Consider the following 24,711-nt stretch of genomic DNA (forward strand, 5'->3'; position numbering starts at 1 on the left):
TGCTACACTGCGTACGTTTCGTGAATCGGAGGATTCAAATGTCCACTTCTTTGCAACCTGTTCATGCTCTGGTTCCAGGCGCCAACCTGGAAGCTTACGTGCATGCCGTCAACAGCATCCCGCTGCTGACGCCCGAGCAGGAGCGTGAACTGGCCGGTAATCTCTTCTACAAGCAAGACCTCGAAGCGGCCCGCCAGATGGTTCTTGCCCACCTGCGTTTCGTCGTGCACATCGCGCGCAGTTATTCCGGCTACGGTCTGGCTCAGGCCGATCTGATCCAGGAAGGCAACGTTGGCCTGATGAAGGCGGTCAAGCGTTTCAACCCGGAAATGGGTGTGCGCCTGGTGTCCTTCGCCGTGCACTGGATCCGTGCCGAAATCCACGAGTTCATTCTCAAGAACTGGCGCATCGTCAAGGTCGCGACCACCAAGGCCCAGCGCAAGCTTTTCTTCAACCTGCGCAGCCAGAAGAAGCGTCTGGCCTGGTTGAGCAACGATGAAGTCAACGCCGTGGCCGAAAGCCTGGGTGTCGAAGCCCGCGAAGTGCGCGAGATGGAAAGCCGTCTGACCGGTCAGGACATGGCCTTCGACCCGGCCGCCGATGCTGATGACGACAGCGCGTTCCAGTCGCCCGCTCAGTACCTGGAAGATCATCGCTACGATCCGGCCCGGCAGATGGAAGACGAGGACTGGAGCGATACCTCCAGCGCCAACCTGCACGAAGCCCTCGAGGCGCTCGACGAGCGTAGCCGCGATATTCTGCAGCAGCGCTGGTTGGCCGAAGAGAAGGCCACGCTGCATGAGCTGGCAGCCAAGTACAACGTCTCCGCGGAGCGTATCCGTCAGCTGGAGAAGAATGCGATGAACAAGCTCAAGGGCTCCATCGCCGCCTGATCCGGTCAGCAATACCCAAAACGCCCCGACTTGTTCGGGGCGTTTTTGTTTGGGCGATTCAGATCTACTGCGGACTTTAACTATTGTGAGGATTGTGGGAGTGGGCGGGGGGCGCCTAGTTCATGCCCGCGAAAAGGGTTTGCCAGCAGGTGAAGTTCGCGGGCATGTTCCGCACCCACAGACGGCAGAGCGCTGGCTTCTTTAGCTTTTCAAGCTGCCTACTTCGCCCACCAAGCTGGCCGAGGCGCCTGCAGCTGGTCGAGGTAATGGCTACCGCCCAGCTGACGCATCTGGCGACGAATCCAGTTGGCGCGCTGGTTGACGTAGCCGCTCGGGCGGCCGGCATCGAATTGTCGCGGATTGGGCAGCACTGCGGCGAGCAGACTCGCCTGGCGGGCCGACAGGTAGGACGCACCGATATTGAAGTGGTGCCGGGCGGCGGCTTCCGCGCCGAACACGCCGTCTGCCCATTCCGCGCTGTTGAGGTAAACCTCAAGGATGCGCTCCTTGGGCCACAGCAGTTCGATCAGTCCGGTAAACCACACTTCGATGCCCTTGCGCAGCCAGCTGCGGCCGGACCACAGGAACAGGTTCTTGGCTACCTGCTGGCTCAACGTGCTGGCGCCGCGCACCGAGCCGCCCTGTTGGTTGTGCGACAGCGCCGCCTTGATCGCCTCCACATCGAAGCCCCAGTGATAGGCGAACTTCTGGTCTTCGCTGGCGATGACCGCGATCTTCAGGTCATCCGGCAACTGGTCCCAAGAGCGCCAGGTGCGCTGCAGGTCGATAGGCTTGCCGTCGACCCAGGACTCGATCTTGCGCTCGACCATCAGCGCCGTGCCCGGTGGTGGCACCCAGCGCAGGGCGAGCACCAGCAGGAAGGAGCCGGCGATAAACCAGAGCAGCGACTTCAGCAGGAGGCGGCGAAGGGATCGGAGCATGGGCAGGGAGCCGGGCTTGATTGGCCGCTTAGTATAAGGTGCCTGGCGCCGTTGCGGGCAATGCAGCGGCCCGCTGCGGCAATCGGGGAGGCGCGCCGAGGCGTGTGGCGGCGTAAACTGCGTCTTTGTATTGGTAATCGGTGAGAGCGCTATGGTTCGCTTGTGGTTGTTGCTGTCGGCTTTCGCCGGCTTTTCCGGGGTCGCGTTGGGCGCGTTCGCGGCCCATGGTTTGAAGAGCCGGCTGAGCGCCGAGTACCTGGCCGTGTTTCAGACCGGCACCCATTACCAGCTGATCCACGCATTGGCCCTGCTGGGCGTGGCCATTCTGGCGCTGGTCGCGCCGGGGCGTCTGGTCAACCTGGCCGGTGCCTGCTTCGCCATCGGCATCCTGCTGTTTTCGGGCAGCCTGTACGCGCTGACCCTCAGCGGCATCGCCAAGCTGGGCATCATCACGCCGTTCGGCGGCCTGGCCTTTCTGGCCGGCTGGGCCTGCCTGGGGCTGCTTGCCTGGCGCATGGCCTGAGACCAACGGCGGGCCTGCGCCTTGGTCATCGCCGGGGATCGGGCTAGAATGCCGGCCCTTTCTCCTGTCATGACGGGTCGCCATGCATATCCAGTTGAACGGTGAAACCCTCGAGCTGCCCGAGGGCGCCAGCGTTGCCGATCTGATCGAACGTCTGGAACTGACCGGGCGCCGTGTGGCGGTCGAACTTAACCTCGATATCGTCCCGCGCAGCCAGTACGCCAGCACAGCGCTGGCCGACGGCGACCGCCTCGAAGTGGTCCATGCAATCGGCGGCGGTTGAACTCGGCGCCGCGCCCTTCCAACTTTCTGCAGAGGAATCACCATGAGCCACGCAGTCAACGACAAGCCTTTTACCCTGGCTGGCCGCACCTATCAGTCGCGCCTGCTGGTCGGCACCGGTAAATACAAGGATCTCGACGAGACCCGCGACGCCATCGAGGCCTCGGGCGCGGAGATCGTGACCGTGGCGGTGCGCCGTACCAACATCGGTCAGAACCCGGGCGAGCCGAATCTGCTCGATGTGATTTCGCCGGATCGCTACACCATCCTGCCGAACACCGCTGGCTGCTACGACGCCGTCGAGGCCGTGCGTACCTGCCGCCTGGCCCGTGAGCTGCTCGACGGCCACAAGCTGGTCAAGCTGGAAGTGCTGGCCGACCAGAAGACCCTGTTTCCCAACGTGATCGAAACCCTCAAGGCCGCCGAAGTGCTGGTCAAGGAAGGCTTCGACGTGATGGTGTACACCAGCGACGACCCGATCATCGCCCGCCAGCTGGCCGAGATGGGCTGCATCGCGGTGATGCCATTGGCCGGCCTGATCGGCACCGGGCTGGGTATCTGCAACCCCTACAATCTGCGCATCATCCTCGAAGAAGCCACCGTGCCGGTGCTGGTGGATGCCGGTGTGGGCACCGCGTCGGATGCCACCATCGCCATGGAGCTGGGTTGCGAGGCGGTGCTGATGAACAGCGCCATTGCCCATGCCCAGCACCCGGTGCTGATGGCCCAGGCCATGAAGTACGCCATCGAGGCCGGTCGCCTGGCCTACCTGGCCGGGCGGATGCCGAAGAAACTTTATGCCAGCGCGTCCTCCCCATTGGAGGGGCTGATCCGCTGAGTCGCCTTTGCATAGGCGCCTGACGGGGACATGGGTCCCCGTTTCTCATTCCACCTAGTGTCCCGAGTACCCCATGAGCGATATCGAGCAAACCCCAGCCGAAGAAAACCCGCGGCACATGCGCGCCATCAAGAGTTTCGTGATGCGTGCCGGCCGCATGACCGAAGGGCAGCAACGCGGCTTCGACCTGGGCTTGCCGAAATTCGGCCTGGAGTTGAGCGATGGCATGCAGGATTTCGATGCGGTATTCGGGCGCAAGGCGCCGCGCACTTTCGAAATCGGCTTCGGCATGGGCCACTCCACGCTGGAAATGGCCGCCGCGGCGCCCGAGCAGGATTTCATCGGTGTTGAAGTGCACCGGCCGGGCGTCGGTGCATTGCTCAACGGGGTAATGACCCAGAACCTGACCAACCTGCGCGTTTACAGCTGCGATGCCATGGAAGTGCTGCGTCAGTGCGTGCCAGATGCCAGTCTGGATCGCGTGCTGCTGTTCTTCCCCGACCCCTGGCACAAGGCGCGCCATAACAAACGTCGTATCGTGCAGCCGGTATTTGCCGAGCTGGTGCGCCAAAAGCTCAAGGTCGGCGGCGTGCTGCACATGGCTACCGATTGGGAACCCTACGCCGAGCACATGTTGGAAGTGATGAACGTGGCGCCGGGCTATCGCAACCTGGCTGCCGATGGTCGCTGTGTCGAGCGTCCGGCGGAACGCCCGGTGACCAAGTTCGAGCGTCGTGGCGAGCGCCTCGGCCATGGCGTCTGGGATCTGAAGTTCGAGCGCATCGACTGAGCCGATGACTCGCCTGTCGAAACGCCAGGCCCGCCGCGCCGCCCATGCGCGCAACCGTGCGCAGTGGCAGATGCCTCAGCCCAGCAGGCGTGCGGCCTGGGCCGCGCGCCTGTTGTTGCCATTGACCGCAATGGTCATGTTCATCAGCGCCGCGGCGATTCTCTTCACGGTCGGGCAGGCGCTTTACAGCGGTGTGGCCATTTCGCTGTCGCGCATCGGCCCCTCGACCCTTTATCCGCTGGCCAGCGATCCACTGGGCTACTGGCTCACCCTGTTGTGGCACGGCGTCGTCGCGCTGTTTTTCGCGGGGCTCGGCGGGTTCAGTTGGTGGATCTCGCGCCAGCGTTGATCAGGCAGTAACACCACGCAATTGCTGCAGCAGGCGTGCGCCGAACACGTTGATCAGCAGGCCGAGCATGACGATGGCGGCGCCGACCCATTGCACGGCGCTCAACGCCTCGCCGAGAAACAGCCAGGCCGAGCTGAGGCCGACCACGGGGACGAGTAGCGAGAACGGCGCCACCTGGCTGGCCGGGTAGCGCGACAGCAGGCGGCTCCACAGGCCGTAGCCGAGCAGGGTGGCGACAAAGGCCAGGTAGGCGATAGCCAGTATCGAATTCAAGGAAATGCTGCGCAGCCCCGTCTCGATCTGCGCCGGGCCTTCGAGCAGCAGCGACAGGGCCAGGAACGGCAGCGGCGGAATCAGGCTGCCCCAGACCACCAGGCTGACCAGATTGACCTTGCCGATGCGCTTGGTGACCACGTTGCCCAGCCCCCACATCGCCGCTGCGCAGAGCGTCAGCACGAAGCCGGCCAGGGTGAAGGCGCGCCCGCTCTCGCTGCCGATCAGCAGCAGGCCCGCTGCTGCCACCACCAGGCCGATCAGGCTACTGCGCTTTACCGACTCACCGATGAACAACGCGGCGAAGCCCAGGGTAAAGAATGCCTGGGCCTGCAGCACCAGCGATGCCAGGCCGGCGGGCATGCCGGCATACATGGCCGAGAACAGAAAGGCGAACTGCCCCAGGGAAATGGTCAGGCCGTAGGCCAGCAGCCAGCGCAGCGGCATGTCCGGGCGGCGGATGAAGAGGATCGCCGGAAAGGCGGCGAGCATGAAGCGCAGGGCGCCGAGCAGCATCGGCGGCACGCCGTCCAGGCCGACTTTGATGACCACGAAGTTCACACCCCAGGCGACGATCACCACGGCGGCCAGCAGAATGTCCTTGGGTGTCATGGGCGCGGCCTCGTGTGGTGGTATGCGGAGGCGCAGGCTAGCGCGGATGGGCGAGTCTGAAACGCCACAGTTAGCGGTCTTTTTCCCCATACAGAAATGAAAACGCCCCGAGCAGGTCGGGGCGTTTCAGTATCGACGATGCAGTCAGACGGTCAGCGTCCAGTCGTAGTCGACGATCAGCGGCGCGTGCTGCGAGAAACGCGGCTGGCGGGGCAGGCGGGCACTGCGCACGCTGCGGCGCATGCCCGGCGTGAGCAGCTGGTAGTCGAAGCGATAGCCCAGGTTGAGCATCTCCGCCTGCTCGTTGTCCGGCCACCAGCTGAACTGATCGGCCTCGCGATTGACCTCGCGTACGGCATCGACGTAACCCATGGTGCCAGTCACTTCGTCCATCCAGGCGCGCTCGGGCGCCATGAAACCGGGCGATTGCTGGCAGTCGCGCCAGTTCTTTACATCCAGCTTCTGATGAGCGACGTACAGCGAACCGCAATAGATGTAGTCGCGACGCTTGCGGCGTTGCTTGTCCAGGTACTTGGAGAAATCGTCCATGAACTTGAATTTCTGATTCAAGCTCTCATCGCCGCCCATGCCAGATGGCAGCAGCAGCGAAGCGATACTCACTTTATCGAAATCGGCCTGCAGGTAGCGCCCGTAGCGATCGGCCGTTTCAAAACCGAGCCCGCTGATCACCGCCTTGGGTTGCAACCGCGAATACAGTGCCACGCCACCCTGGCTTGGTACTTCTGCATCGCAGGCATAGAGGAAATAGCCATCCAGCTGGAGGGCTTGGTCGTCCATTTCAAAGGCGGAGGCACGGGTATCTTGCAGGCAGATCACGTCGGCATTCTGTGCTTGCAGCCAACTGAGCAAACCGCGCTCGACTGCAGCATGAATACCATTCACGTTCACACTGATGATCCGCATAAATGGCCCCCAAAAACACGTGCGTGTATGATACCTGAGCTAGACGCCGTTTAGTAATTCAAAGCCACATCCTGTGCCGCCTCAAGGTCATTCATGCAAACGTATCAGCGCGATTTCATTCGATTTGCCATCGAGCGAGGCGTTCTGCGCTTCGGTCAGTTCACCCTCAAGTCCGGTCGCGTCAGTCCGTATTTCTTCAATGCCGGGTTATTCGACAGTGGCCTCGCGCTGGCCAAGCTGGGGCGTTTCTACGCGGCAGCGGTGGTAGACAGCGGCATTTCCTTCGACGTGCTGTTCGGCCCGGCCTACAAGGGTATTCCGCTGGCGGCGAGTACAGGCGTGGCACTGGCCGAGCACCACGATGTGGATACGCCCTGGTGCTTCAACCGCAAGGAAGCCAAGGACCACGGCGAGGGCGGCACCCTGGTTGGTGCGCCGCTTAATGGCCGGGTGCTGATCATCGATGACGTGATCACCGCCGGCACGGCAATCCGCGAAGTGATGCAGATCATCCAGGCTCAGGGCGCCCAGGCAGCCGGCGTACTGATCGCTTTGGACCGCCAGGAGCGCGGCCGCGGTGAGCTGTCGGCGATCCAGGAAGTCGAGCGCGACTTCGGCATTCCGGTGGTCAGCATCGTTTCTCTGCAGCAGGTGCTGGAATATCTGGCCGATGATGCTGAACTGAAACAACACCTGCCCGCCGTTGAAGCCTACCGCGCCGAATTCGGCATCTGACCCCGGCTCGCCAAGAGAACGTGCCCATGTCCACCTCGCCCTTGCTGCGCAGTACCCTCTGGCTTGGCCTGCTGCTGCCGTTATGGGCGAATGCGGCGGAGATGTATCGCTATACCAATGCCCAGGGCATTACGGTGATCGACCGCCAGGGCGTACCCAGCGAGTTCATCGCCAAGGGCTATGAGGTGCTCAACGAGCAGGGGCGGGTGATCCGCGTGGTGCCGCCTGCGCCCACCGCGGAAGAAATGCAGAAGATTCTCGCCGATCGCGAACGGGCCAAATCCGATGCCCAGTTGCTGCGTCTGTACAGCAGCCTCGAGGATGTCGACCGTGCCCAGGCGCGCAAGCTGGCCGAACTCGACGGCCTGATCGGCGTGGCCAAGGGTAATCTGCAATCTGTGCGTCAGCAGCAGGCCAACCTGCAGAAGCAGGCGGCGGATCAGGAGCGGACAGGGCGTGAAGTGCCCAAGCAGCTGCTCGATCAGATCAGCAGTCAGCGAGACGAGCAGGTGCGGCTTAAAAAGGATATCGAACGCTATCAGGCGGCGCGTGCCCAGGCGCAGAGCGCCTTCACCGCGGATCGGACGCGAGTCAGCGAGCTGCTCGGCCAGGGTAACTAGCCGCGCGCCAGGCGCGGCCTTCGCTTAGCGGCGCGGTACTGCGCGAGTGCGGCCGCTAGCGTCGATAGCGACGAAAACGAACACCGCTTCGGTGACCTTGCGCCACTCGCTGGACAGCGGGTCGTCACTCCATACCTCCACCAGCATCTGGATCGAGCTGCGGCCGACTTCCAGCGCCTGGGTGTAGAACGACAATTGCGCGCCGACCGGCACCGGCACCAGGAAGGCCATGCGATCGATCGCCACGGTCGCCACACGGCCGGCCGCTACCTTGCTGGCCATGGCGGTGCCCGCCAGGTCCATCTGCGAAACCAGCCAGCCACCGTAAATGTCGCCGAAGCCATTGGTTTCGCGCGGCAGTGCAGTGATCTGCAATGCCAGGTCGCCTTGCGGTATCGGGTCTTCTTGTTCGAAGTCTTTCATCTGTTCACGGCTCGCGGCGCAGTGGTGGGCCCTGCGGGGCAGGGACGCAAAGTATACCGGCTGGGTGTCTACACCGCGACCTTAGCGCGTTGCAGGCATTGGCGCACAGTCCTCTGCCGAACTCTGCGTACCTGTTTGCGCCGTCATCCAACTGTCACATTGATTACATAGAGTGGTCACATTGGCTGATGATACTGAGCCCCGTCCCAACCAACACGACCCTGATCGTGAGAAAGCGGTAAGCCGGGCGCTACGACCACGGCAGCCAGCCTCTCGATGATTACCACTCTGCTAGGAGCAAGGCATGAAACTGAAGCGTTTGATGGCGGCCATGACGTTTGTCGCTGCTGGCGTCGCTACCGCCAACGCGGTTGCCGCTGTCGATCCGGCTATTCCGGCCTACGAGAAGACCTCGGGTGTATCGGGCAACCTGTCCAGCGTCGGTTCCGACTCCCTGGCCAACCTGATGACCCTGTGGGCTGAGAGCTACAAGCAGTCCTACCCGAATGTGAACATCCAGATTCAGGCTGCCGGCTCCTCCACCGCGCCACCCGCGTTGACCGAAGGCACCGCCAACCTCGGCCCGATGTCGCGCGCCATGAAGGACAGCGAAATCCAGGCCTTCGAGCAGAAGTACGGCTACAAGCCGACCGCCGTTCCGGTGGCCATCGACGCCCTGGCGGTGTTCGTGCATAAGGACAACCCGATCAAGCAGCTGACCATGCAGCAGGTCGACGCGATCTTCTCCAGCACCCGTCTGTGCGGTGAAGCCAAGGATCTGAAGACCTGGGGCGATATCGGCCTGACCGGCGAGTGGGCTAGCAAGCCGGTGCAGCTGTTCGGTCGTAACTCGGTATCCGGCACTTACGGCTACTTCAAGGAAGAAGCCCTGTGCAAAGGCGACTTCAAGCCCAACGTGAATGAGCAGCCGGGTTCGGCTTCCGTGGTGCAGTCGATCTCCAGCACCGTCAACGCCATCGGTTACTCGGGCATCGGCTACCGCACCGCCAGCGTGCGCGCCGTTCCCCTGGTCAACAAGAAGGGTGAAGTCGAAGAAGCCAACGAAACCAACGCACTGTCGGGCAAGTACCCGCTGGCTCGCTTCTTCTACATTTACGTGAACAAGGCGCCGAACAAGCCGCTGAGCCCGCTGGACGCCGAGTTCCTCAAGATGATCCTGTCCAAGCAGGGCCAGGACGTGGTGGTCAAGGACGGCTACATTCCGCTGCCGCTCAAGGTCATCGAGAAGACCCGCAAGGAACTGGGTCTGTAAACCGACCGCAGTAAGTCTTGCTGAAGCCCGCCTCTTATCGAGAGGCGGGCTTTGCTGCGTCACCGCACTGTAACTTTTCTGTCATACAGTCGCGTTAGATTGGCCACGCTCGCGATATAGACGAAAAATACGGCGCGCTCATGGCCGCGCAGAGATGCTCTCTCCTATGAATGACTTGCCAAGTGACCCCATGACCGCCTCCTCCAATTCCCTCGGGCTGGACTTCAACACCCCGGCCCTGCAGCGCAAGCGCCGTATACGCGCGTTCAAGGATCGCCTGGCACGCTGGTGCGTATCCATCGGCGGCCTGGCCGTGCTTGGCGCCATCACCCTGATCTTCTTCTACCTTGCCTATGTCGTGCTGCCGATGTTCCAGGGCGCCGACCTGGAAAAGCGCGACGCCATCCAGCCCACCTGGCTGGCCGATGCCGGCAAGCCGCTTTTGATGACCCTCGAGGAGCAGAACCAGGTCGGCATGCGTCTGGCCCGCAACGGCAAGATCCAGTTCTTCGATGCCAAGACCATGCAGGCGCTGACCAGCATCGATCTGCCGCTGCCGGCCGGCAGCGAAGTGGTCTCGGTCGGTGAAGACCAGCCGGGCAGCCACCGTATCGCCCTGGGCCTGTCCAACGGCCAGGCGCTGGTGTTCGAACACACCTATCGCATCACCTACCCGAACGACGTGAAGACCATTACCCCGGCGATCGTCTACCCGTTCGGTGAAACCCCGCTGAACCTCGATCCGCAAGGCCGGCCGCTGGAGCACATGGGCATCAGTGTCAACAGCGGCACGCTGCTGATCGCCGGCTCCGTGGGCAGTGAGCTGCAGGTGCTGAGCCTGAGCCGCGAAGAGAACATGATGACCGGCGAAGTGGAGGTCAGCGAGGAGCGCCTGGCGCTGCCGCAGATCGCCGAGCCGATCAAGGAGTTGATCATCGAGCCGCGCCAGCAGTGGCTGTTCGTGATCAACGGCCGCGCCACCGCCGACGTTTTCGACCTGCGCGCCAAGGCCCTCAACGGCCGCTACAAGCTGCTCAACGATGGTGCCCGGGAAATCACCCACGCCGCCTCGCTGCTGGGCGGCATCTCGCTGCTCACCGGTGACAGTAGCGGCGGCATCGCCCAGTGGTTCATGGTCCGCGACGAGGATGGCAAGTCCTCGCTCAAGCAGGTGCGTGAATTCAAGCTGGCCGACAGCCCGATCAGCCAGATCCTCTCCGAAGAGCGCCGCAAGGGCTTCATCGCTCTGGACGCCAAGGGCAACCTGGGCATCTTCCACAGCACCGCGCATCGCACCCTGCTGGTCGAGCCGGTGGCTGACGGCTTCACCATCGCCGCGCTGTCGCCGCGTGCCAACCGTGCGCTGGTCGAGGCTGACGGCAAGATCGAACGCCTGCTGATCGACAACCCGCACCCGGAAATTTCCTGGAGCTCGCTGTGGGGCAAGGTCTGGTACGAGAACTACGACAAGCCGGCCTACGTCTGGCAGTCGACCTCCGCCAGCACCGACGCCGAACCCAAGCTGAGCCTGGCACCGTTGGCCTTCGGTACGCTCAAGGCTGCCTTCTACGCCATGCTGCTGGCCGCCCCGCTGGCTATTGCCGCGGCGATCTACACCGCCTACTTCATGGCTCCGGCCATGCGCGGCAAGGTCAAGCCGGTGATCGAACTGATGGAAGCGCTGCCCACGGTGATCCTCGGCTTCTTCGCCGGCCTGTTCCTGGCGCCCTATGTAGAGGGGCATCTACCTGGCATCTTCAGCCTGCTGATCTTCACGCCCATCGGCATCCTGCTGGCGGGCTTCATCTGGAGCCGCCTGCCGGAGTCGATTCGCCTGCGCGTGCCGGATGGTTGGGAAGCGGCGCTGCTGATTCCGGTGATCCTGCTGGTCGGCATCGTCTCGCTTAGCATGAGCGGCCATCTGGAAAACTGGCTGTTTGACGGCAACATGCGCGGCTGGCTGACCAATGACCTGGGTATTCCGTTCGACCAGCGCAACGCCCTGGTGGTCGGCCTGGCGATGGGCTTCGCGGTGATCCCGAACATCTACTCGATCGCCGAAGACGCCGTGTTCAGCGTGCCCAAGAGCCTGACCTTCGGCTCCCTGGCGCTCGGTGCCACGCCCTGGCAGACCCTGACCCGCGTGGTGATCCTGACCGCCAGTCCGGGCATCTTCTCGGCGGTGATGATCGGCATGGGCCGCGCCGTCGGCGAGACCATGATCGTGCTGATGGCCACCGGCAACACGCCGATCATGGACATGAACATCTTCGAAGGCCTGCGCACCCTGGCCGCCAACGTGGCGGTGGAAATGCCCGAGTCGGAAGTCGGCGGGACCCATTACCGAGTGCTGTTCCTTTCTGCGCTGGTGCTACTGTCATTCACCTTCGTCATGAACACCTTGGCCGAGCTGGTGCGTCAGCGCCTGCGCGTCAAGTACGCTTCGCTCTGAGGACTGCAAGACCATGTCCGTGAAACAGCACAATCTGAAATCCTGGTTCAAGAGCGGCTCGCCGTGGATCTGGATGAACGCCGGTGCGGTGTCCATCGCCATCATCATGACCGTGGGCCTGCTGGCGGTTATCGCCGTGCGCGGCCTGGGCCACTTCTGGCCGGCCGATATCATCGAAGCCAGCTACCAGGTCCCTGGTGAGCAGGCCAAGCAGATGGCCGGCGAAGTGGTGCAGAAGGAAGAGATTCCACGCGCCCGTCTGGCGGCGGCCGGCCTGCCGGTGAATGCCGAGGGCGGTGAATTCATGACCCGCGAACTGCTCAAGGTCGGCAACCGTGATCTGTACGGTGCGGACTTCTCCTGGGTGGTCGGCGAATGGCTCGGTGAGCAGCGTCGTCCCGCCGGCCTGACCGCCTTCGAGCGCCGCGAGTGGGGCAACTTCTATGGCTACCTAGTCAACGTCAAGGAAGAGGGCCGTCTGGTCGCCGAGGGCGATGCCGCCTGGGGCGAGTTGCAGAAGCGTCTGCAACGCGTCGGTGAGCTGCACAGCGAGATCGTCAAGCTGGAGAAGCGCGACATCGGCCGCATCAACGCAGGCCTCGAGCGCGTAAGGCTGCAGACCCGCAAGCTGGAGCTCGATAACGCGCTGACCGAGGCTGCCCAGGCAGATCTGGCCGCCGAGCGTTCCCGTTGGGACGCTGAATACAAGCAGCTGGAGGCCGAACTCAACGCCCGCTACCAGCAGTTCAACCGCGACAGCATGACCGTGCGCTCGGCCGATGGCCGCGAGCAGGAGATCAGCCTCGGCAAGGTGGTGCGCGCCTACCGCCCGAACGCCATGTCGACCCTGGAAAAGATCGGCTTCTACGGCAGCAAGCTGTGGGAGTTCGTCAGCGATGACCCACGTGAGGCGAACACCGAAGGCGGCATCTTTCCGGCGATCTTCGGCACCATCATGATGACCCTGATCATGGCGGTGATCGTCACCCCGTTCGGGGTGATCGCCGCCATCTACCTGCGTGAGTACGCCAAGCAGGGACCACTGACCCGGGTGATCCGCATCGCGGTGAACAACCTGGCCGGCGTTCCGGCCATCGTCTACGGCGTGTTCGGTCTGGGCTTCTTCGTCTATGTGCTGGGCGGCTCGATCGACCGGCTGTTCTTCCCGGAAGCCGCGCCGGCGCCGACCTTCGGCACGCCGGGCCTACTGTGGGCGTCGCTGACCCTGGCGCTGCTCGCCGTGCCGGTGGTGATCGTCGCCACCGAGGAAGGCTTGGCGCGCATTCCCCGCTCGCTGCGTGAGGGCTCGCTGGCCCTCGGTGCCACCAAGGTGGAAACCCTGTGGCGCGTGGTGCTGCCAATGGCCAGCCCGGCGATGATGACCGGCCTGATTCTCGCCGTGGCCCGCGCCGCCGGTGAAGTGGCGCCGCTGATGTTGGTCGGCGTGGTCAAGCTGGCGCCGAGCCTGCCGGTGGATGGCAACTATCCTTACCTGCACCTGGATCAGAAGATCATGCACCTGGGCTTCCACATCTATGACGTCGGCTTCCAGAGCCCCAACGTCGAGGCCGCCCGCCCGCTGGTTTACGCCACTGCGCTGCTGCTGGTCATGGTCATCGCGATTCTCAACCTGACGGCCGTCTACCTGCGCAACCGCCTGCGCGAGAAGTACAAGGCCCTGGATCATTAAGGTGGCTGCAGGCCGCAGCGCGCGGGCCCAGTGAGCCGGCCAGCGCTGCAGCTTGAAGCCTGTAGCCCCGAAGGAGACTATTGATGCAACACGAAACCGCAACCCACGGCATCGACATTTCGGCCCTGGGCCGTGACAAGCAGAGCCTGAACCTGGCCAACGAAACCGTGGCCATCGAAGTGCCGGGCCTGAACCTGTTCTATGGCGACAAGCAGGCGCTGTACGACGTCAAGATGAACATCCCCAAGCAGCGCGTGACCGCCTTCATTGGCCCAAGCGGCTGCGGCAAGTCGACCCTGCTGCGCACCTTCAACCGCATGAACGATCTGGTCGACGGGTGCCGCGTGGAGGGCGAGATCAACATCGACGGGCGCAACATCTACCGCAAGGGCGAGGATGTCGCCGAGCTGCGGCGCCGCGTCGGCATGGTGTTCCAGAAGCCCAACCCGTTCCCCAAGAGCATCTACGAGAACGTGGTCTACGGTCTGCGCATCCAGGGCATTAACCAGAAGCGCATCCTCGACGAAGCCGTCGAGTGGGGCCTGAAGAGCGCCGCGCTGTGGGATGAAGTGAAGGACCGCCTGCACGACTCGGCCCTGGGTCTGTCTGGCGGCCAGCAGCAGCGTCTGGTGATCGCCCGTACCGTGGCGGTGCAGCCCGAAGTGCTGTTGCTCGACGAGCCGTGCTCGGCGCTCGACCCGATCTCCACCCTGAAGGTCGAAGAGCTGATCTACGAGCTGAAATCCAAGTACACCATCGTCATCGTAACCCACAACATGCAACAGGCCGCTCGGGTATCCGACTACACGGCGTTCATGTACATGGGCAAACTGATCGAATTCGGTGACACCGACACGCTGTTTACCAACCCGGCCAAGAAGCAGACCGAAGACTACATCACCGGCCGCTACGGCTGATGCCATGGCCAATATTCCCTGGCTTTGTCGGGCACGCTCGCCGTACTACTCGTACTGTCAGCGCACGCCCTTCGCACCAAGGAGCATTTTCCAAAGGCCTCTGTGCTGAGATAAACGTGGAAGGTGCAGCGTGCGCACCATGGCCACTCAAGCGAAGCTTTCGCGGAGCGAAACCAGATGATCAATAAAGACAGCCTGAACCACCACATTTCCCAGCAATTCAATGCCGAGCTGGAGGAAGTGCGCAGCCACCTCCTTGCCATGGGCGGCCTGGTCGAGAAACAGGTCAACGACGCGGTCACTTCGCTGATCGAGGCCGACTCCGGCCTGGCCCAGCAGGTGCGCGAGGTCGATGACCAGATCAACCAGATGGAGCGCAATATCGACGAGGAATGCGTGCGCATCCTCGCTCGCCGTCAGCCGGCCGCTTCCGACCTGCGCCTGATCATCAGCATCTCCAAGTCGGTGATCGATCTGGAGCGCATCGGCGACGAAGCCACCAAGATCGCCAAGCGTGCCATCCTGCTGACCGAGGAAGGCGAGTCGCCACGCGGTTACGTCGAGGTGCGCCATATCGGCGACCAGGTGCGCAAGATGGTCCAGGAAGCGCTGGACGCCTTCGCCCGTTTCGACGCCGACCTGGCGCTGTCGGTCGCCCAGTACGACAAGACCGTCGACCGCGAATACAAAACTGCACTGCGCGAGCTGGTTACCTACATGATGGAAGACCCGCGCTCGATCTCCCGCGTGCTCAACGTGATCTGGGCGCTGCGCTCGCTGGAGCGTATCGGCGACCACGCGCGCAATATCGCCGAACTGGTGATCTATCTGGTCCGCGGCACCGACGTCAAGCACATGGGCCTGACCCGCATGCGCGAAGAAGTGCAGAGCGGCGCCAAGGAGTGATGCCTGCCCCCAAAGGGCCAAGGTTGGGCCTGTGCGCGGGGCCTCAGGGTTGCGCTTTAATGTTGGCAATAAGCCAGTGCACACGTCTATGCTAAGGGCCATTCGAGGGAGTGGTCGATGAGCAAAGTCAGTGTACTGGTGGTGGACGACGCCACCTTTATCCGTGATCTGGTAAAGAAGGGGCTGCGTGACCACCTTCCCGGTATCCAGATCGAAGAAGCAGTCAACGGCCGCAAGGCCCAACAGATCCTAGGCCGCAACCCGATCGATCTGATTCTCTGTGACTGGGAAATGCCGGAGATGTCCGGCCTCGAGCTGTTGCAATGGTGCCGTGAGCAGGAGTCGCTCAAGGGCGTGCCGTTCATCATGGTCACCAGCCGTGGCGACAAGGAAAACGTGGTGCAGGCCATTCAGGCCGGCGTATCGGATTTCATCGGCAAGCCGTTTTCCAACGAGCAACTGATCACCAAGGTCAAGAAAGCCCTGCAGCGCGCCGGCAAGCTGGCTGCCCTGATGTCCGCCGCACCGCCGAAAATGCTCAGCACTGGCGCCTTCGCCAACGATTCCCTGGCCGCCCTGACCGGTGGCAAGGCCGAGACCGTCCGCCCGACGGCGCCTACCCAGGCAGCTACCGCTCCAGCCGCGGCGCCTGCGCCGGCCAAGGCCGCCACCCCGGCACCGGCGGGCCGCAGTCAGGGCCAGCTGCGCCTGCCCGGCGGCATGATGGCCTGCGTGGTCAAGGCACTGAGCCTCAAGGAAGCATTGCTGGTGGTCAAACGCGGCGAACTGCTGCCCCAGGTGCTGGAGAGCGCGGTGCTCGACCTCGAGCAGGGCGAAGCCTCGGAAGTGGCGCGTCTGAACGGCTACCTGCACAGTGTGGCAGCGTTCGAGCCGAAGCCCGACAGCGAATGGCTGCAGGTGGTGTTCCGCTTCGTCGATCGCGATCCGCAGAAGCTGGACTATCTGTCCCGCCTGATCGCTCGCGGCACCACCCAGAAGCACTTCACGCCCGGAGCCTGATCAGGCCCCGCCAGACACCGAGCTGCCGTGCGGCATGCTCGGTTCTCGTCTAGGCCACTTCGTTGAGGTGGCGCTGCCAGGAATCCGGAATCCGCTCCAGCCGTGGATAGTTGATGGCATCAAGCTGCTGCGCCTGCAGTAGAAACGGCGTGTGACGCAGGTTTTCCGGCAGATTACGCAGCTCCGGTATCCACAGGCTCACGTACTCACCCTGCGGGTCGTACTGGCGCGCCTGCTTGAGGGCGTTGAAGGTGCGCTTCAGACGCGGGTCGCTGCCAACGCCGGCCAAATACGCCCAGTTGCCCCAGTTGCTCGCCGGGTCGTAGTCGATCAGGTGCTCCTCGAACCAGGCCGCACCGTGGCGCCAGTCTTGCTGCAGGTCGCTGACCAGGTAGCTGGCCACCACTTGGCGGCCGCGGTTGGACATGTAGCCGGTGGCGGCGAGCTCGCGCATGTTGGCGTCCACCAGGGGCATGCCGGTGCGCCCGTGGGCCCACTGCTCGAAACGCTCGTCAATCTGTTGCGGTGCTCGCTCGGTGGCTCTCAGGCCACCGGGCTCGAACAGCGCCTGGCCATAACGCTGCAGGGTGCAGCGGAAGAATTCGCGCCACAGCAATTCTGCCCACAGCCAGTAGGTCGACTCGTTCGCGCCGTATAGCGACTCGTGGCGACGCAGTTCGGCGGCGGTACGGCGTGGCGACAGAGAGCCATTGGCCAGCCAGGGCGAGAACTTGGACGAGTACTCGCTGCCGATCATGCCGTTGCGGGTTTCCTTATAGGTACGCACGTTCTGGCTGTCCCACAGGTAGTCGCGCAGGCGCGCCAGGGCGGCGGTCTCGCCACCGGAGAACGGGAACGCGCTGGGCACCAGGCTCAGGGCATCGCCGAGGCCCAGTTGCGATTGAGTCGGCAGGCCGTAGGCGCTAATGTCCAGGCTTTCGGGCAGCGGTGGGAGCTGTTCGGGCGCCGACTGCGGCTGAAACACGTACTGGCGCGCGTCGATCAGGGTGCGGAACTGGCTGTACACCGTTGGCAACTGATCGAGCGGGCAGGGCAGCTCGGCTTCGCTGAACAGCCCATTGTTTTGGGCGGTGCGCAGCGGCACCGGCCCAAGGGCTTCGCGTACCCGGGCGAGCACAGCGCGCTCCTGGGGGGCGATCTCGTCGAGGGTGATGACCTGGCGCATATCGAACTGGCCGACCAACTGCGCGATCACCTCTTCGGGCTTGCCGCTGACCACCAGCAGCTTGGAGCCGCGCTGGCGCAGCGCGCTGTCCAGAGCAGTTAGGCTTTCCAGCAGGAAGCGTGCGCGGTGTACACCGATACGTCGGCTGCCGAATTCGTCGAACTGCAGCAGCGCCGGGTCGAGTACGTAGAGCGGTAGCAGGCAGTTGGACGCGAGTGCGGCCTGCAGGGCGGGGTGATCATCGAGGCGAAGATCCTGTTTGAACCAGAGCAGCGCGCGCATGGCATGTTCCCTCATAGTCGACTGCATGTTGATCGTGCAGAGGTATGACAAGTTCAGCACCGTCCGGCGGCGATCAAAGGTCGTGGCCACTGACTTGAAGGCTCTTAGCCACTAAACTGCGCGGCTGTTTTCAAGGAGCCCTTTCAATGGATATCTTCAGCATCGCCGTATTGCTGTTTCTGGTCACCGACCCGTTCGGCAACATCGCCATCTTTATCGCGGCTTTGAAGAATGTCCGCCCGGAGCGGCGCATGTGGGTGGCCGCGCGCGAACTGCTGTTCGCCCTGGGGTTGTTGCTGCTGTTTCTCACCTTTGGTGACAAAGTGCTCAGCGCATTGGGCCTGTCTCGGGAGGCAACGGCGATTGCCGGCGGTATCATCCTGTTCGTCATCGCCATGCGCTTGATCTTTCCCAGCCCGCAAGGCGTACTGGGCGACGTGCCCGACGGCGAGCCGATGCTGGTGCCGCTGGCCACGCCGGCGGTGGCAGGTCCTTCGGCGCTGGCGGTATTGATGACCTTGCGAAACACCCATGAGGGCGCGCTGTGGGAGCTTTACCTGGCGTTAATCATGGCTTGGGCGGCGACCGCTTTCATCCTGCTGCAGGCGTCTTTCCTGCAGCGCTTCCTTGGCCCTCGTGGGCTGACCGCAGTGGAGCGACTGATGGGCATGCTGTTGATCATGCTCAGCGTCGACATGCTGCTGGACAACATTCAGAGCGTATTGCACATCCAGCCATGAAATTTCTCAGTCTTGTCCTGTTCGTCCTCGTACTCGCCGGCTGCAGCAGCGGCCCGCGCATCGACCACAGCTATACCGCCGTCGGCCAGAACAGCCGCGTGCAGTACATCGTGCTGCATTACACCTCGACCGATCTGCCACACTCGCTGGAGCTGCTGACCAAAGAAGAGGTCAGCGCTCACTACCTGATCAACGCCGTGCCGCCGACCATCTACCAGTTGGTCGACGAGAACCGCCGCGCCTGGCATGCCGGGGTCAGCGAGTGGCAGGGCCGCACCTGGTTAAACGGCACCACCATCGGCATCGAGATGGTCAACCAGGGCTATTTCGACACGCCCAATGGCCGTTACTGGCAGCCTTACGCCCAGCCGCAGATCGATGCGCTGATCGTGCTGCTCAAGGACATCATGCAGCGCCATCACCTACCGCCGGGCAGCATCATTGGCCACAGCGATATCGCGCCACAGCGCAAGGTCGATCCGGGGCCGATGTTTCCCTGGAAGCAACTGGCCGATGCCGGACTGATGCCCTGGCCGAACGCCGAGGTAGTGGCCCGCCAGCAGGCGGTGTTCAGCACCAGCCTGCCGAGCGTCGCCTGGTTCCAGCAACAGCTGGCCGAGCAGGGCTACACGGTGCCGAGCACTGGCGTGCTGGATGAGGAAACCCGCAACGTGATTCGCGCCTTCCAGATGAAGTACCGGCAGGCGCTCTACGACGGGCAGCCGGACGCGGAAACTGCAGCCCTGCTGCTGGAGGTCAATCGCCTCGCCAAGGGCTGAGGCGATTAAAGAGGCAGGGCGAGGTGAAAGCGTGCACCTTGCCCCGGCTGGGATTCGGCGCCGATGCGTCCGCCGTGCAGCTGGACGATCTCCTTGCACAGCGCCAGACCAAGGCCAGCGCCACCCTTCTTGTGGCCGATCTGTACGAACGGCTCGAACAGCCTGGCCTGCTGGCCGTAGGCAATCCCTTCGCCTTCATCCTCGACGCTGATCAGCAGGCGCTCTTCCTGGCGCTGGGCGCACAGGCGCAGGGTGCCGCCCTCCGGGCTGTGCCGTAGGGCGTTGTCGATCAGGTGGTCGAGCACGCGCTCGATCTGCGCGCGATCCAAGTGAGTGCGCGGCAGGGCATCGCCCATCTCCAGCTGTATGTCGATCTGTCGGGTCTGGGCTTTGCCCAGGTGGCGCCGCACGGCGTTGTCGAGCAGCTCGGGAATGTCGCAGGGCGCCAACTCGAGCTTCTGCACACCGCTCTGGTAGCGCGAGAAATTCAGCAGGTCCTCGATCAGGTGCACCAGCCGCTCCATCTCCTCGTCGACGATATTCACCAGATCGGCTTCACGGGATTCTGCCGCGAACTTGCTGCGCTCACGTAGCAGGCCGAACGCCATGTGCATGCCGGTCACCGGGGTGCGCAGTTCGTGGGAGGCGCGCAGCACGAATTCGTTGCGCGCGCGCTCGAAGGCGCGCTGCTCGGTCACGTCGTGCAGCACCATCACCGCGCCGAGGATATGCCCCTGGCTGTGGCTGACCGGCGTCAGGCTGTAGTTGAGCAGGCGCGTCTCGCCATTGGCCTCCACCTGCAGGTCGGCCAGGCGCTGCTCCAGGTTGTGGCCTTGCAGCACGTGCTGCAGCTGTTCGTCCAGTTCCGGGCGGCCGAGCGCCTGGCTAGGGCGCTGGCCGAGGGGTTGGTCGTCCCAGCCGAGCTGGCGCTGGGCCACCGGGTTGAAGTGTTCGAGCAGGCCGTCGCGGCCAAAGATCAGCAGGCCGTCGTCGATGCTGTCGAGCACCGCTTGCAGGCGCCGCTGCTCGGACATCAGTGCTTCGACGTTGCTGCTCTTGAGCTGGCGCAAGCTCTCGGCCATCAGGCCGAAGCGGCGACTGAGCGCCGACAGCTCGGCCACCGGGGTGATCGGCAGGGTGACCTGGAAGTCGCCGCGGCCGATCTGGTCGGCCGCGCGGGCGAGAGCATCGATCGGCTGGCCGACGCGGCGGGCGATGGTGTGGGCGGTAATGAAGCCGATCACCAGCACCGCCAGTCCGACCAGGCCCAGCAGCCCAGCGATCAGCCAGGCGCGTTCCTGGGCCTGCACCTCGGCGTCCTTGACGGCGGCTACGTACTGGACCTGCAGGGTGTTGAGGCGGTCGCGAACGGTTTCGATGGTCTTGGCGAAATCGTCGTTGGTCAGCAGCTCATCACGCACCGTCAGGGGGTCTTCTAGCATGGTGCTGAACGTCTGGTAGGCGTCCTGGATCTGCTGGATCGCCTGGCGATCAGCCTCGGTCACGCTGCTTTTAAGACTGTCGTCGAGCCAGCCGCGGATGCGCTGATCGGATTCCTGCAGGCGTTGTACCGTGCTGTCGTCGAAGTCTTCGCCAAGCATCAGGAACAATTGCCGGCCTAGTTCCTGGCGCAGATCCAGGCTGGTGCTGATGATTTCCAGGTTGTGCGCCAGGGAACGACTCTGCGACTGGGTCAACTGCAGGACGCTGAAGATGCCCAGGCTCAACCCCAGCAAGGCTACGGTCAGCAGCGCGCTGGTGCTGAGAAACAGCTTGCTGCGTAGTTTCATAGGCCAAGCTGCTTGCGTTTGCGATACAGGGTCGAGGCGTCGATGCCCAGGGTCTTGGCGGCCTGGTCGAGGGTGTCGCTGTTGGCCAGCACAGCGGCGATGTGCGCCTTTTCCAGCTCCTCGAGGCTCAGGTCGGCGCCTACCCGCGGCGCGCTGTTGGCCGCCGGAGCGCTCATGCCCAGGTGGGCCACGTCCACCCATTCGCCCGGGCAGATGATGCTGGCGCGTTCGATGACGTTGCGCAGCTCGCGGATATTACCGGGCCATTGGTAGGCGAGCAGCGCCTTGGTGGCGTCATCGTTGAAGCCACGGGCCGGGCGGGCATAGTCCTTGACGAAGCGGGCCAGGAAGCGATTGGCCAGGGTGAGGATGTCGTCGGCGCGTTCGCGCAGTGGCGGCAGCGTCAGGGTGATGACGTTCAGGCGATACAGCAAGTCTTCTCGGAAGTGACCTTCGCGGACCATCTCGTTGAGGTCGCGGTTGGTGGCGGCGAGGATGCGCACGTCAGCATGGCGGGTGACCGGGTCGCCAACGCGCTCGTATTCCTTGTCCTGGATGAAACGCAGCAGCTTGGGTTGCAGGGTCAGCGGGAAGTCGCCGATTTCGTCGAGGAACAGGGTACCGCCATCCGCCTGGTTGACCCGCCCCAGGGTACTTTCGCTGGCGCCGGTGAAAGCGCCGCGGCTGTGGCCGAACAGCTCGCTTTCCATCAGCTCGGCGGTCAGCGACGGGCAGTTGATGGTCACGCAGGATTTCTTCGCGCGTCGGCTCCAGCCGTGAATGGCCCGTGCCAACTCGCCCTTGCCGGTACCGGACTCGCCGAGAATCAGAATGTTGGCATCGGTGGTGGCCACCTGCCGGGCGGTTTCCAGAATCGCCATCATCGCCGGGCTGTGCGAGTCGATGCCGTCGCTGGGCTTGCGCACTTCACCTTCCAGGGCTTCGAGGCGGGCAGACAACTGGCGCACTTCCAGCTGCTTGGCGGCAGCCAGGCGCAGTTGATCGGGGCTGCATGGCTTGACCAGATAATCGGCGGCGCCGGCCTGCATGGCGTCCACGGCGCTGTCGATGGCTGAGTGGGCGGTGACGATTACCACGCGCATCCACGGCGCCTGGACTCGCATCTGGGCGAGCACGTCCAGGCCATTTTCATCCCCCAGGCGCAAATCGAGAAAGCACATGTCGAATACCTGGCGCTGCAGCAGCGATTCGGTTTGCGCGGCGCTGTTGGCGGTCGTGACCTGGTAGCCCTCGTCCTCCAGGCAATAGCGGAAGGTACGCAGGATAGCCGCTTCGTCGTCGACCAATAGGATGCGCCCGCTCTGACCTGTTGCTTCCATTTACGTGCTCCATGGGGTGAATGGCAGAGATTATCTGGAAATCTTCGTGCAAGTTGCACGGCTAGTATGGCGCGATCTTGCATCGTGCAAGCGGCCCATAGCCAGGCATTGGATTTAACCGGCTGATTTTAGTTGGTTTTTATTTTTCAAGCTGCCTGGCATACCGCTTGCGACCCTACCCGGTCCGCTTGCGAGCGGCTTTTTTGGCTAAAAAGGAGGCGTTACATGCTGTTGAGACAATCCACGTTGGCCATGGCTATTGCCGGTCTGATTACTCTGGCTCCGCTCGCGCAGGCGGCCGAAGGCGATCTGGCCCGGCAATTGAGCGATGCCCGCCAGCAGGGAGCCATCGACACCGCATTCGCACTCAATCGTCACCTCGACCCCTTCGATATCGAGGTGAGCGTGGAAGATGGCGTCGTCACGCTCAAAGGCGCGGTGGAGAACCCTGCCGAGCGTGAGCTTGCCAGCGAACTGGCGAGCAGCATCGAAGGTGTTCGTCAGGTGGATAACCAGTTGCAGATCGACGCCGATCTGTCGCCACCGGTGCTCGAAGACCAGGCGCGGATCGTCACCGACAAGACCCTGGCCCAGCGTTTTGATGACGCTACCCTGGCTGCCACAGTCAGGTCCCGCCTGCTATGGAACACCAATACCGAGGGCCTGGACATTCAGGTGCGTGCCGAGAATGGCGTGGTCAGCCTCAGCGGCAATGCCGGTACCCCGGCTGCCAAGGAACTGGCCGGTGAGCTAGTCACCAATACTGAAGGCGTGCGCGAAGTGCACAACCACTTGAGCATCAACACCGCCGACAGCACCTCGGCCGAAGCGCAGAACGCCGCCAGCGATGCCGCAGCCTCGATCAGCGATGCGTGGATCACCAACAAGATCAAGGCCAGCTACCTCTATAGCCGCAACCTCGATGCCCTGAACATCAAGGTCGAAACCCGCGAAGGCTTCGTGCGACTCAGCGGCACCGTACTCAGCAACGCCGAAAAACGTCTGGCCGTGGAAACAGCGCGCACCATCCGCGGTGTACGTGGCGTCGATGCCGACGCACTGCGTATATCCGGCTAATCACCCTCAGGACGGGCCATTCGGGCCCGCCCACCGTTTCATCCGCTACAGACCCTTCTCAGGAGAGCCACCATGAGCCAGAAGACCGAGCAACTTAACGAGCTGATCGCCATTATTCGCGATGGTCAGCGCTTTTATGAACACGCCCACGACGAGATCGACAATGAACAACTCAAGGCGCTGCTGCGTGAAATGGCCGAGGCCAAGCACCAGATTATCCAAGCGCTGGCAGTCAAGGTCGCTGCCAACCACGAGGCGCCTGCCAGTAGCGGAACCCTCGTAGGCAAGATGCGCCAAGCCTATGCCGATGCCCGCGCTACCTTGTCGAGTGACGAAGAGGCCACCTATGTGGCGCAGCTCGAAGAAGCCGAAGACCGCATTCTCGAAGCCTTCGAGGATGCTTTGGAGAGCGCTCAGCCTGACGTGCAGGCCCTGCTGGCCGTGGAGATGCCCAAGGTACGTGAGTGTCATCAGCGTATGAGCGCACTAAGCAAGAAGATGCAGTGAGGCAGGCGCCTGCGGTGTCGTGCAGAACGCCCGAGCCGCAGGCGGCCATCGTGCAGGATGCCAATGGTGGCATTTTATTTACTGTCTATAAGTATATGTTTTAAAAGGAATTTATTTTTTTAAAAAGCTGGCACGCAGGCTGCAATTATCCCCTCATGAGAAGAACGCCGAGCCGTTCGACAGCGAATATGAGGAACCACCATGAACCTGCACCGCGCCCATACCGAGATTCTGATTCTTGCCGTCGCCGCCGTGATGGTTCTGCTGGTCAGCATCGCCAATGCGCCGGAGCAAAAGGTCGCAGTGCCGCAGGTTTCCACCTCTATCAGTACCCCCATCGAACAGTCTCCAGCCAAAGCAAGCCCGGCTGCGCTACGGGCCGTACCCGCTTCTTTGCACACTGTCAGCGCCTCGACGGCGCATAGCGAGGACGACTGGGTACGTGCCGACTCCGTTCAGGCCCCGGCCAAGCAGACCCGCTGGGTGTTCTGAGACGACTTAACGAATTCACAAGTGATGCACCCGTAAGACCTCAAAAATACCAAGGAG

Annotated in this window: 26 protein-coding genes; 19 read left to right on the top strand and 7 right to left on the bottom strand. The window is 63.0% G+C overall.

Features of this window, described 5'->3' with window-relative positions; translation table 11 throughout:
* The first annotated feature begins 38 nt into the window (after positions 1 to 38).
* Positions 39 to 893 (top strand): RNA polymerase sigma factor RpoH, encoded by an 855-nt coding sequence (rpoH, locus tag BM279_RS20120; protein ID WP_093506721.1) that lies wholly within the window; start codon positions 39 to 41, stop codon positions 891 to 893.
* Between the two features lie 218 nt (positions 894 to 1,111).
* Here rpoH and mtgA read toward each other — a convergent pair whose 3' ends face one another.
* Complete coding sequence (gene mtgA / locus BM279_RS20125; protein ID WP_093506723.1) at positions 1,112 to 1,834, bottom strand: monofunctional biosynthetic peptidoglycan transglycosylase; 723 nt, start codon at positions 1,832 to 1,834, stop codon at positions 1,112 to 1,114.
* Between the two features lie 151 nt (positions 1,835 to 1,985).
* Here mtgA and BM279_RS20130 point away from each other — a divergent pair, with 151 nt between their 5' ends.
* From BM279_RS20130 to BM279_RS20150, 5 genes are all read left to right on the top strand, one after another.
* On the top strand, positions 1,986 to 2,357 hold the full coding sequence (locus tag BM279_RS20130; protein WP_093506725.1) for a DUF423 domain-containing protein: 372 nt from the start codon (positions 1,986 to 1,988) through the stop codon (positions 2,355 to 2,357).
* An 82-nt stretch (positions 2,358 to 2,439) separates the two neighbouring features.
* The gene (gene thiS, locus BM279_RS20135; RefSeq protein WP_093506726.1) at positions 2,440 to 2,640 is read left to right on the top strand and encodes a sulfur carrier protein ThiS; all 201 of its coding nucleotides are present in this window, start codon (positions 2,440 to 2,442) and stop codon (positions 2,638 to 2,640) included.
* Between the two features lie 42 nt (positions 2,641 to 2,682).
* The gene (locus BM279_RS20140; RefSeq protein WP_013789313.1) at positions 2,683 to 3,477 is read left to right on the top strand and encodes a thiazole synthase; all 795 of its coding nucleotides are present in this window, start codon (positions 2,683 to 2,685) and stop codon (positions 3,475 to 3,477) included.
* A 73-nt stretch (positions 3,478 to 3,550) separates the two neighbouring features.
* A complete protein-coding gene (gene trmB, locus BM279_RS20145) occupies positions 3,551 to 4,267 on the top strand; it encodes a tRNA (guanosine(46)-N7)-methyltransferase TrmB (RefSeq protein WP_093506728.1) in 717 nt (238 codons plus the stop codon).
* Between the two features lie 4 nt (positions 4,268 to 4,271).
* On the top strand, positions 4,272 to 4,616 hold the full coding sequence (locus BM279_RS20150) for a hypothetical protein (RefSeq protein ID WP_093506730.1): 345 nt from the start codon (positions 4,272 to 4,274) through the stop codon (positions 4,614 to 4,616).
* Here BM279_RS20150 and BM279_RS20155 read toward each other — a convergent pair whose 3' ends face one another.
* Positions 4,617 to 5,501 carry an EamA family transporter gene (locus BM279_RS20155; protein WP_093506732.1) on the bottom strand — a complete coding sequence of 295 codons (885 nt, stop codon included), beginning with the start codon at positions 5,499 to 5,501 and terminating at the stop codon, positions 4,617 to 4,619. It abuts the gene before it with no gap.
* 144 nt (positions 5,502 to 5,645) lie between these two features.
* Positions 5,646 to 6,425, bottom strand: coding sequence for an exodeoxyribonuclease III (locus tag BM279_RS20160; protein ID WP_093506734.1), 780 nt, complete (start codon positions 6,423 to 6,425; stop codon positions 5,646 to 5,648).
* Positions 6,426 to 6,518: 93 nt separating this feature from the next.
* Between BM279_RS20160 and pyrE the strand changes: the two genes are divergently transcribed.
* The gene (gene pyrE, locus BM279_RS20165; protein ID WP_013789318.1) at positions 6,519 to 7,160 is read left to right on the top strand and encodes an orotate phosphoribosyltransferase; all 642 of its coding nucleotides are present in this window, start codon (positions 6,519 to 6,521) and stop codon (positions 7,158 to 7,160) included.
* A 26-nt stretch (positions 7,161 to 7,186) separates the two neighbouring features.
* On the top strand, positions 7,187 to 7,780 hold the full coding sequence (locus tag BM279_RS20170) for a DUF4124 domain-containing protein (RefSeq protein WP_093506736.1): 594 nt from the start codon (positions 7,187 to 7,189) through the stop codon (positions 7,778 to 7,780).
* A 24-nt stretch (positions 7,781 to 7,804) separates the two neighbouring features.
* Here the strand turns inward: BM279_RS20170 and BM279_RS20175 are convergent, their stop codons facing one another.
* Entirely contained in the window at positions 7,805 to 8,203 is a 399-nt protein-coding gene (locus BM279_RS20175; protein ID WP_027903190.1) for an acyl-CoA thioesterase, read from the bottom strand.
* A gap of 304 nt (positions 8,204 to 8,507) precedes the next feature.
* Between BM279_RS20175 and BM279_RS20180 the strand changes: the two genes are divergently transcribed.
* The 6 genes from BM279_RS20180 to BM279_RS20205 all read left to right on the top strand — a co-directional run bounded on the left by BM279_RS20180 (position 8,508) and on the right by BM279_RS20205 (position 16,461).
* Positions 8,508 to 9,476, top strand: coding sequence for a PstS family phosphate ABC transporter substrate-binding protein (locus BM279_RS20180; protein WP_093506738.1), 969 nt, complete (start codon positions 8,508 to 8,510; stop codon positions 9,474 to 9,476).
* Positions 9,477 to 9,642: 166 nt separating this feature from the next.
* Entirely contained in the window at positions 9,643 to 11,928 is a 2,286-nt protein-coding gene (locus BM279_RS20185; RefSeq protein ID WP_093506740.1) for an ABC transporter permease subunit, read from the top strand.
* Between the two features lie 19 nt (positions 11,929 to 11,947).
* Positions 11,948 to 13,618: a phosphate ABC transporter permease PstA gene (gene pstA / locus BM279_RS20190; RefSeq protein WP_093506784.1), complete on the top strand. Its 1,671-nt coding sequence runs from the start codon at positions 11,948 to 11,950 to the stop codon at positions 13,616 to 13,618.
* A gap of 83 nt (positions 13,619 to 13,701) precedes the next feature.
* Positions 13,702 to 14,535: a phosphate ABC transporter ATP-binding protein PstB gene (gene pstB / locus BM279_RS20195; RefSeq protein WP_013789324.1), complete on the top strand. Its 834-nt coding sequence runs from the start codon at positions 13,702 to 13,704 to the stop codon at positions 14,533 to 14,535.
* A gap of 177 nt (positions 14,536 to 14,712) precedes the next feature.
* Positions 14,713 to 15,441, top strand: coding sequence for a phosphate signaling complex protein PhoU (gene phoU, locus BM279_RS20200; RefSeq protein ID WP_093506742.1), 729 nt, complete (start codon positions 14,713 to 14,715; stop codon positions 15,439 to 15,441).
* 117 nt (positions 15,442 to 15,558) lie between these two features.
* Complete coding sequence (locus tag BM279_RS20205) at positions 15,559 to 16,461, top strand: response regulator (RefSeq protein ID WP_093506744.1); 903 nt, start codon at positions 15,559 to 15,561, stop codon at positions 16,459 to 16,461.
* A 49-nt stretch (positions 16,462 to 16,510) separates the two neighbouring features.
* Here the strand turns inward: BM279_RS20205 and BM279_RS20210 are convergent, their stop codons facing one another.
* Positions 16,511 to 17,929, bottom strand: a complete 1,419-nt coding sequence (locus BM279_RS20210; RefSeq protein WP_093506746.1) for a DASH family cryptochrome — start codon at positions 17,927 to 17,929, stop codon at positions 16,511 to 16,513.
* 146 nt (positions 17,930 to 18,075) lie between these two features.
* Here BM279_RS20210 and BM279_RS20215 point away from each other — a divergent pair, with 146 nt between their 5' ends.
* Together BM279_RS20215 and BM279_RS20220 are read left to right on the top strand one after the other, a co-directional pair.
* A complete protein-coding gene (locus BM279_RS20215; protein ID WP_093506748.1) occupies positions 18,076 to 18,669 on the top strand; it encodes a MarC family protein in 594 nt (197 codons plus the stop codon).
* On the top strand, positions 18,666 to 19,448 hold the full coding sequence (locus BM279_RS20220; RefSeq protein WP_093506750.1) for an N-acetylmuramoyl-L-alanine amidase: 783 nt from the start codon (positions 18,666 to 18,668) through the stop codon (positions 19,446 to 19,448). The genes BM279_RS20215 and BM279_RS20220 overlap by 4 nt, the downstream gene beginning before the upstream one ends.
* Positions 19,449 to 19,453: 5 nt before the next feature.
* On the opposite strand, the gene BM279_RS20225 is transcribed toward BM279_RS20220, so the two are convergent.
* Together BM279_RS20225 and algB are read right to left on the bottom strand one after the other, a co-directional pair.
* A complete protein-coding gene (locus BM279_RS20225; RefSeq protein ID WP_093506752.1) occupies positions 19,454 to 21,238 on the bottom strand; it encodes a KinB sensor domain-containing domain in 1,785 nt (594 codons plus the stop codon).
* Entirely contained in the window at positions 21,235 to 22,578 is a 1,344-nt protein-coding gene (algB, locus tag BM279_RS20230; protein WP_093506754.1) for a sigma-54-dependent response regulator transcription factor AlgB, read from the bottom strand. Before algB ends, BM279_RS20225 begins: the two co-directional genes overlap by 4 nt.
* A gap of 225 nt (positions 22,579 to 22,803) precedes the next feature.
* Between algB and BM279_RS20235 the strand changes: the two genes are divergently transcribed.
* The 3 genes from BM279_RS20235 to BM279_RS20245 all read left to right on the top strand — a co-directional run bounded on the left by BM279_RS20235 (position 22,804) and on the right by BM279_RS20245 (position 24,654).
* Complete coding sequence (locus BM279_RS20235) at positions 22,804 to 23,655, top strand: BON domain-containing protein (RefSeq protein ID WP_093506756.1); 852 nt, start codon at positions 22,804 to 22,806, stop codon at positions 23,653 to 23,655.
* 72 nt (positions 23,656 to 23,727) lie between these two features.
* Positions 23,728 to 24,162, top strand: coding sequence for a ferritin-like domain-containing protein (locus BM279_RS20240; protein WP_093506758.1), 435 nt, complete (start codon positions 23,728 to 23,730; stop codon positions 24,160 to 24,162).
* Between the two features lie 201 nt (positions 24,163 to 24,363).
* Entirely contained in the window at positions 24,364 to 24,654 is a 291-nt protein-coding gene (locus BM279_RS20245) for a hypothetical protein (protein ID WP_093506760.1), read from the top strand.
* Positions 24,655 to 24,711: the final 57 nt, after the last annotated feature.

This window comes from Phytopseudomonas straminea, from assembly GCF_900112645.1.
Classification (GTDB): Bacteria; Pseudomonadota; Gammaproteobacteria; order Pseudomonadales; family Pseudomonadaceae; genus Aquipseudomonas; species Aquipseudomonas straminea.

What these genes read in the sequence shown, in the direction of transcription:
- rpoH (WP_093506721.1), top strand. Translation starts at nt 39, where the DNA reads ATGTCCACTTCTTTGCAACCTGTTCATGCTCTGGTTCCAGGCGCCAAC.
- mtgA (WP_093506723.1), bottom strand. Translation starts at nt 1,834, where the DNA reads ATGCTCCGATCCCTTCGCCGCCTCCTGCTGAAGTCGCTGCTCTGGTTT.
- BM279_RS20130 (WP_093506725.1), top strand. Translation starts at nt 1,986, where the DNA reads ATGGTTCGCTTGTGGTTGTTGCTGTCGGCTTTCGCCGGCTTTTCCGGG.
- thiS (WP_093506726.1), top strand. Translation starts at nt 2,440, where the DNA reads ATGCATATCCAGTTGAACGGTGAAACCCTCGAGCTGCCCGAGGGCGCC.
- BM279_RS20140 (WP_013789313.1), top strand. Translation starts at nt 2,683, where the DNA reads ATGAGCCACGCAGTCAACGACAAGCCTTTTACCCTGGCTGGCCGCACC.
- trmB (WP_093506728.1), top strand. Translation starts at nt 3,551, where the DNA reads ATGAGCGATATCGAGCAAACCCCAGCCGAAGAAAACCCGCGGCACATG.
- BM279_RS20150 (WP_093506730.1), top strand. Translation starts at nt 4,272, where the DNA reads ATGACTCGCCTGTCGAAACGCCAGGCCCGCCGCGCCGCCCATGCGCGC.
- BM279_RS20155 (WP_093506732.1), bottom strand. Translation starts at nt 5,501, where the DNA reads ATGACACCCAAGGACATTCTGCTGGCCGCCGTGGTGATCGTCGCCTGG.
- BM279_RS20160 (WP_093506734.1), bottom strand. Translation starts at nt 6,425, where the DNA reads ATGCGGATCATCAGTGTGAACGTGAATGGTATTCATGCTGCAGTCGAG.
- pyrE (WP_013789318.1), top strand. Translation starts at nt 6,519, where the DNA reads ATGCAAACGTATCAGCGCGATTTCATTCGATTTGCCATCGAGCGAGGC.
- BM279_RS20170 (WP_093506736.1), top strand. Translation starts at nt 7,187, where the DNA reads ATGTCCACCTCGCCCTTGCTGCGCAGTACCCTCTGGCTTGGCCTGCTG.
- BM279_RS20175 (WP_027903190.1), bottom strand. Translation starts at nt 8,203, where the DNA reads ATGAAAGACTTCGAACAAGAAGACCCGATACCGCAAGGCGACCTGGCA.
- BM279_RS20180 (WP_093506738.1), top strand. Translation starts at nt 8,508, where the DNA reads ATGAAACTGAAGCGTTTGATGGCGGCCATGACGTTTGTCGCTGCTGGC.
- BM279_RS20185 (WP_093506740.1), top strand. Translation starts at nt 9,643, where the DNA reads ATGAATGACTTGCCAAGTGACCCCATGACCGCCTCCTCCAATTCCCTC.
- pstB (WP_013789324.1), top strand. Translation starts at nt 13,702, where the DNA reads ATGCAACACGAAACCGCAACCCACGGCATCGACATTTCGGCCCTGGGC.
- phoU (WP_093506742.1), top strand. Translation starts at nt 14,713, where the DNA reads ATGATCAATAAAGACAGCCTGAACCACCACATTTCCCAGCAATTCAAT.
- BM279_RS20205 (WP_093506744.1), top strand. Translation starts at nt 15,559, where the DNA reads ATGAGCAAAGTCAGTGTACTGGTGGTGGACGACGCCACCTTTATCCGT.
- BM279_RS20210 (WP_093506746.1), bottom strand. Translation starts at nt 17,929, where the DNA reads ATGCGCGCGCTGCTCTGGTTCAAACAGGATCTTCGCCTCGATGATCAC.
- BM279_RS20215 (WP_093506748.1), top strand. Translation starts at nt 18,076, where the DNA reads ATGGATATCTTCAGCATCGCCGTATTGCTGTTTCTGGTCACCGACCCG.
- BM279_RS20220 (WP_093506750.1), top strand. Translation starts at nt 18,666, where the DNA reads ATGAAATTTCTCAGTCTTGTCCTGTTCGTCCTCGTACTCGCCGGCTGC.
- BM279_RS20225 (WP_093506752.1), bottom strand. Translation starts at nt 21,238, where the DNA reads ATGAAACTACGCAGCAAGCTGTTTCTCAGCACCAGCGCGCTGCTGACC.
- algB (WP_093506754.1), bottom strand. Translation starts at nt 22,578, where the DNA reads ATGGAAGCAACAGGTCAGAGCGGGCGCATCCTATTGGTCGACGACGAA.
- BM279_RS20235 (WP_093506756.1), top strand. Translation starts at nt 22,804, where the DNA reads ATGCTGTTGAGACAATCCACGTTGGCCATGGCTATTGCCGGTCTGATT.
- BM279_RS20240 (WP_093506758.1), top strand. Translation starts at nt 23,728, where the DNA reads ATGAGCCAGAAGACCGAGCAACTTAACGAGCTGATCGCCATTATTCGC.
- BM279_RS20245 (WP_093506760.1), top strand. Translation starts at nt 24,364, where the DNA reads ATGAACCTGCACCGCGCCCATACCGAGATTCTGATTCTTGCCGTCGCC.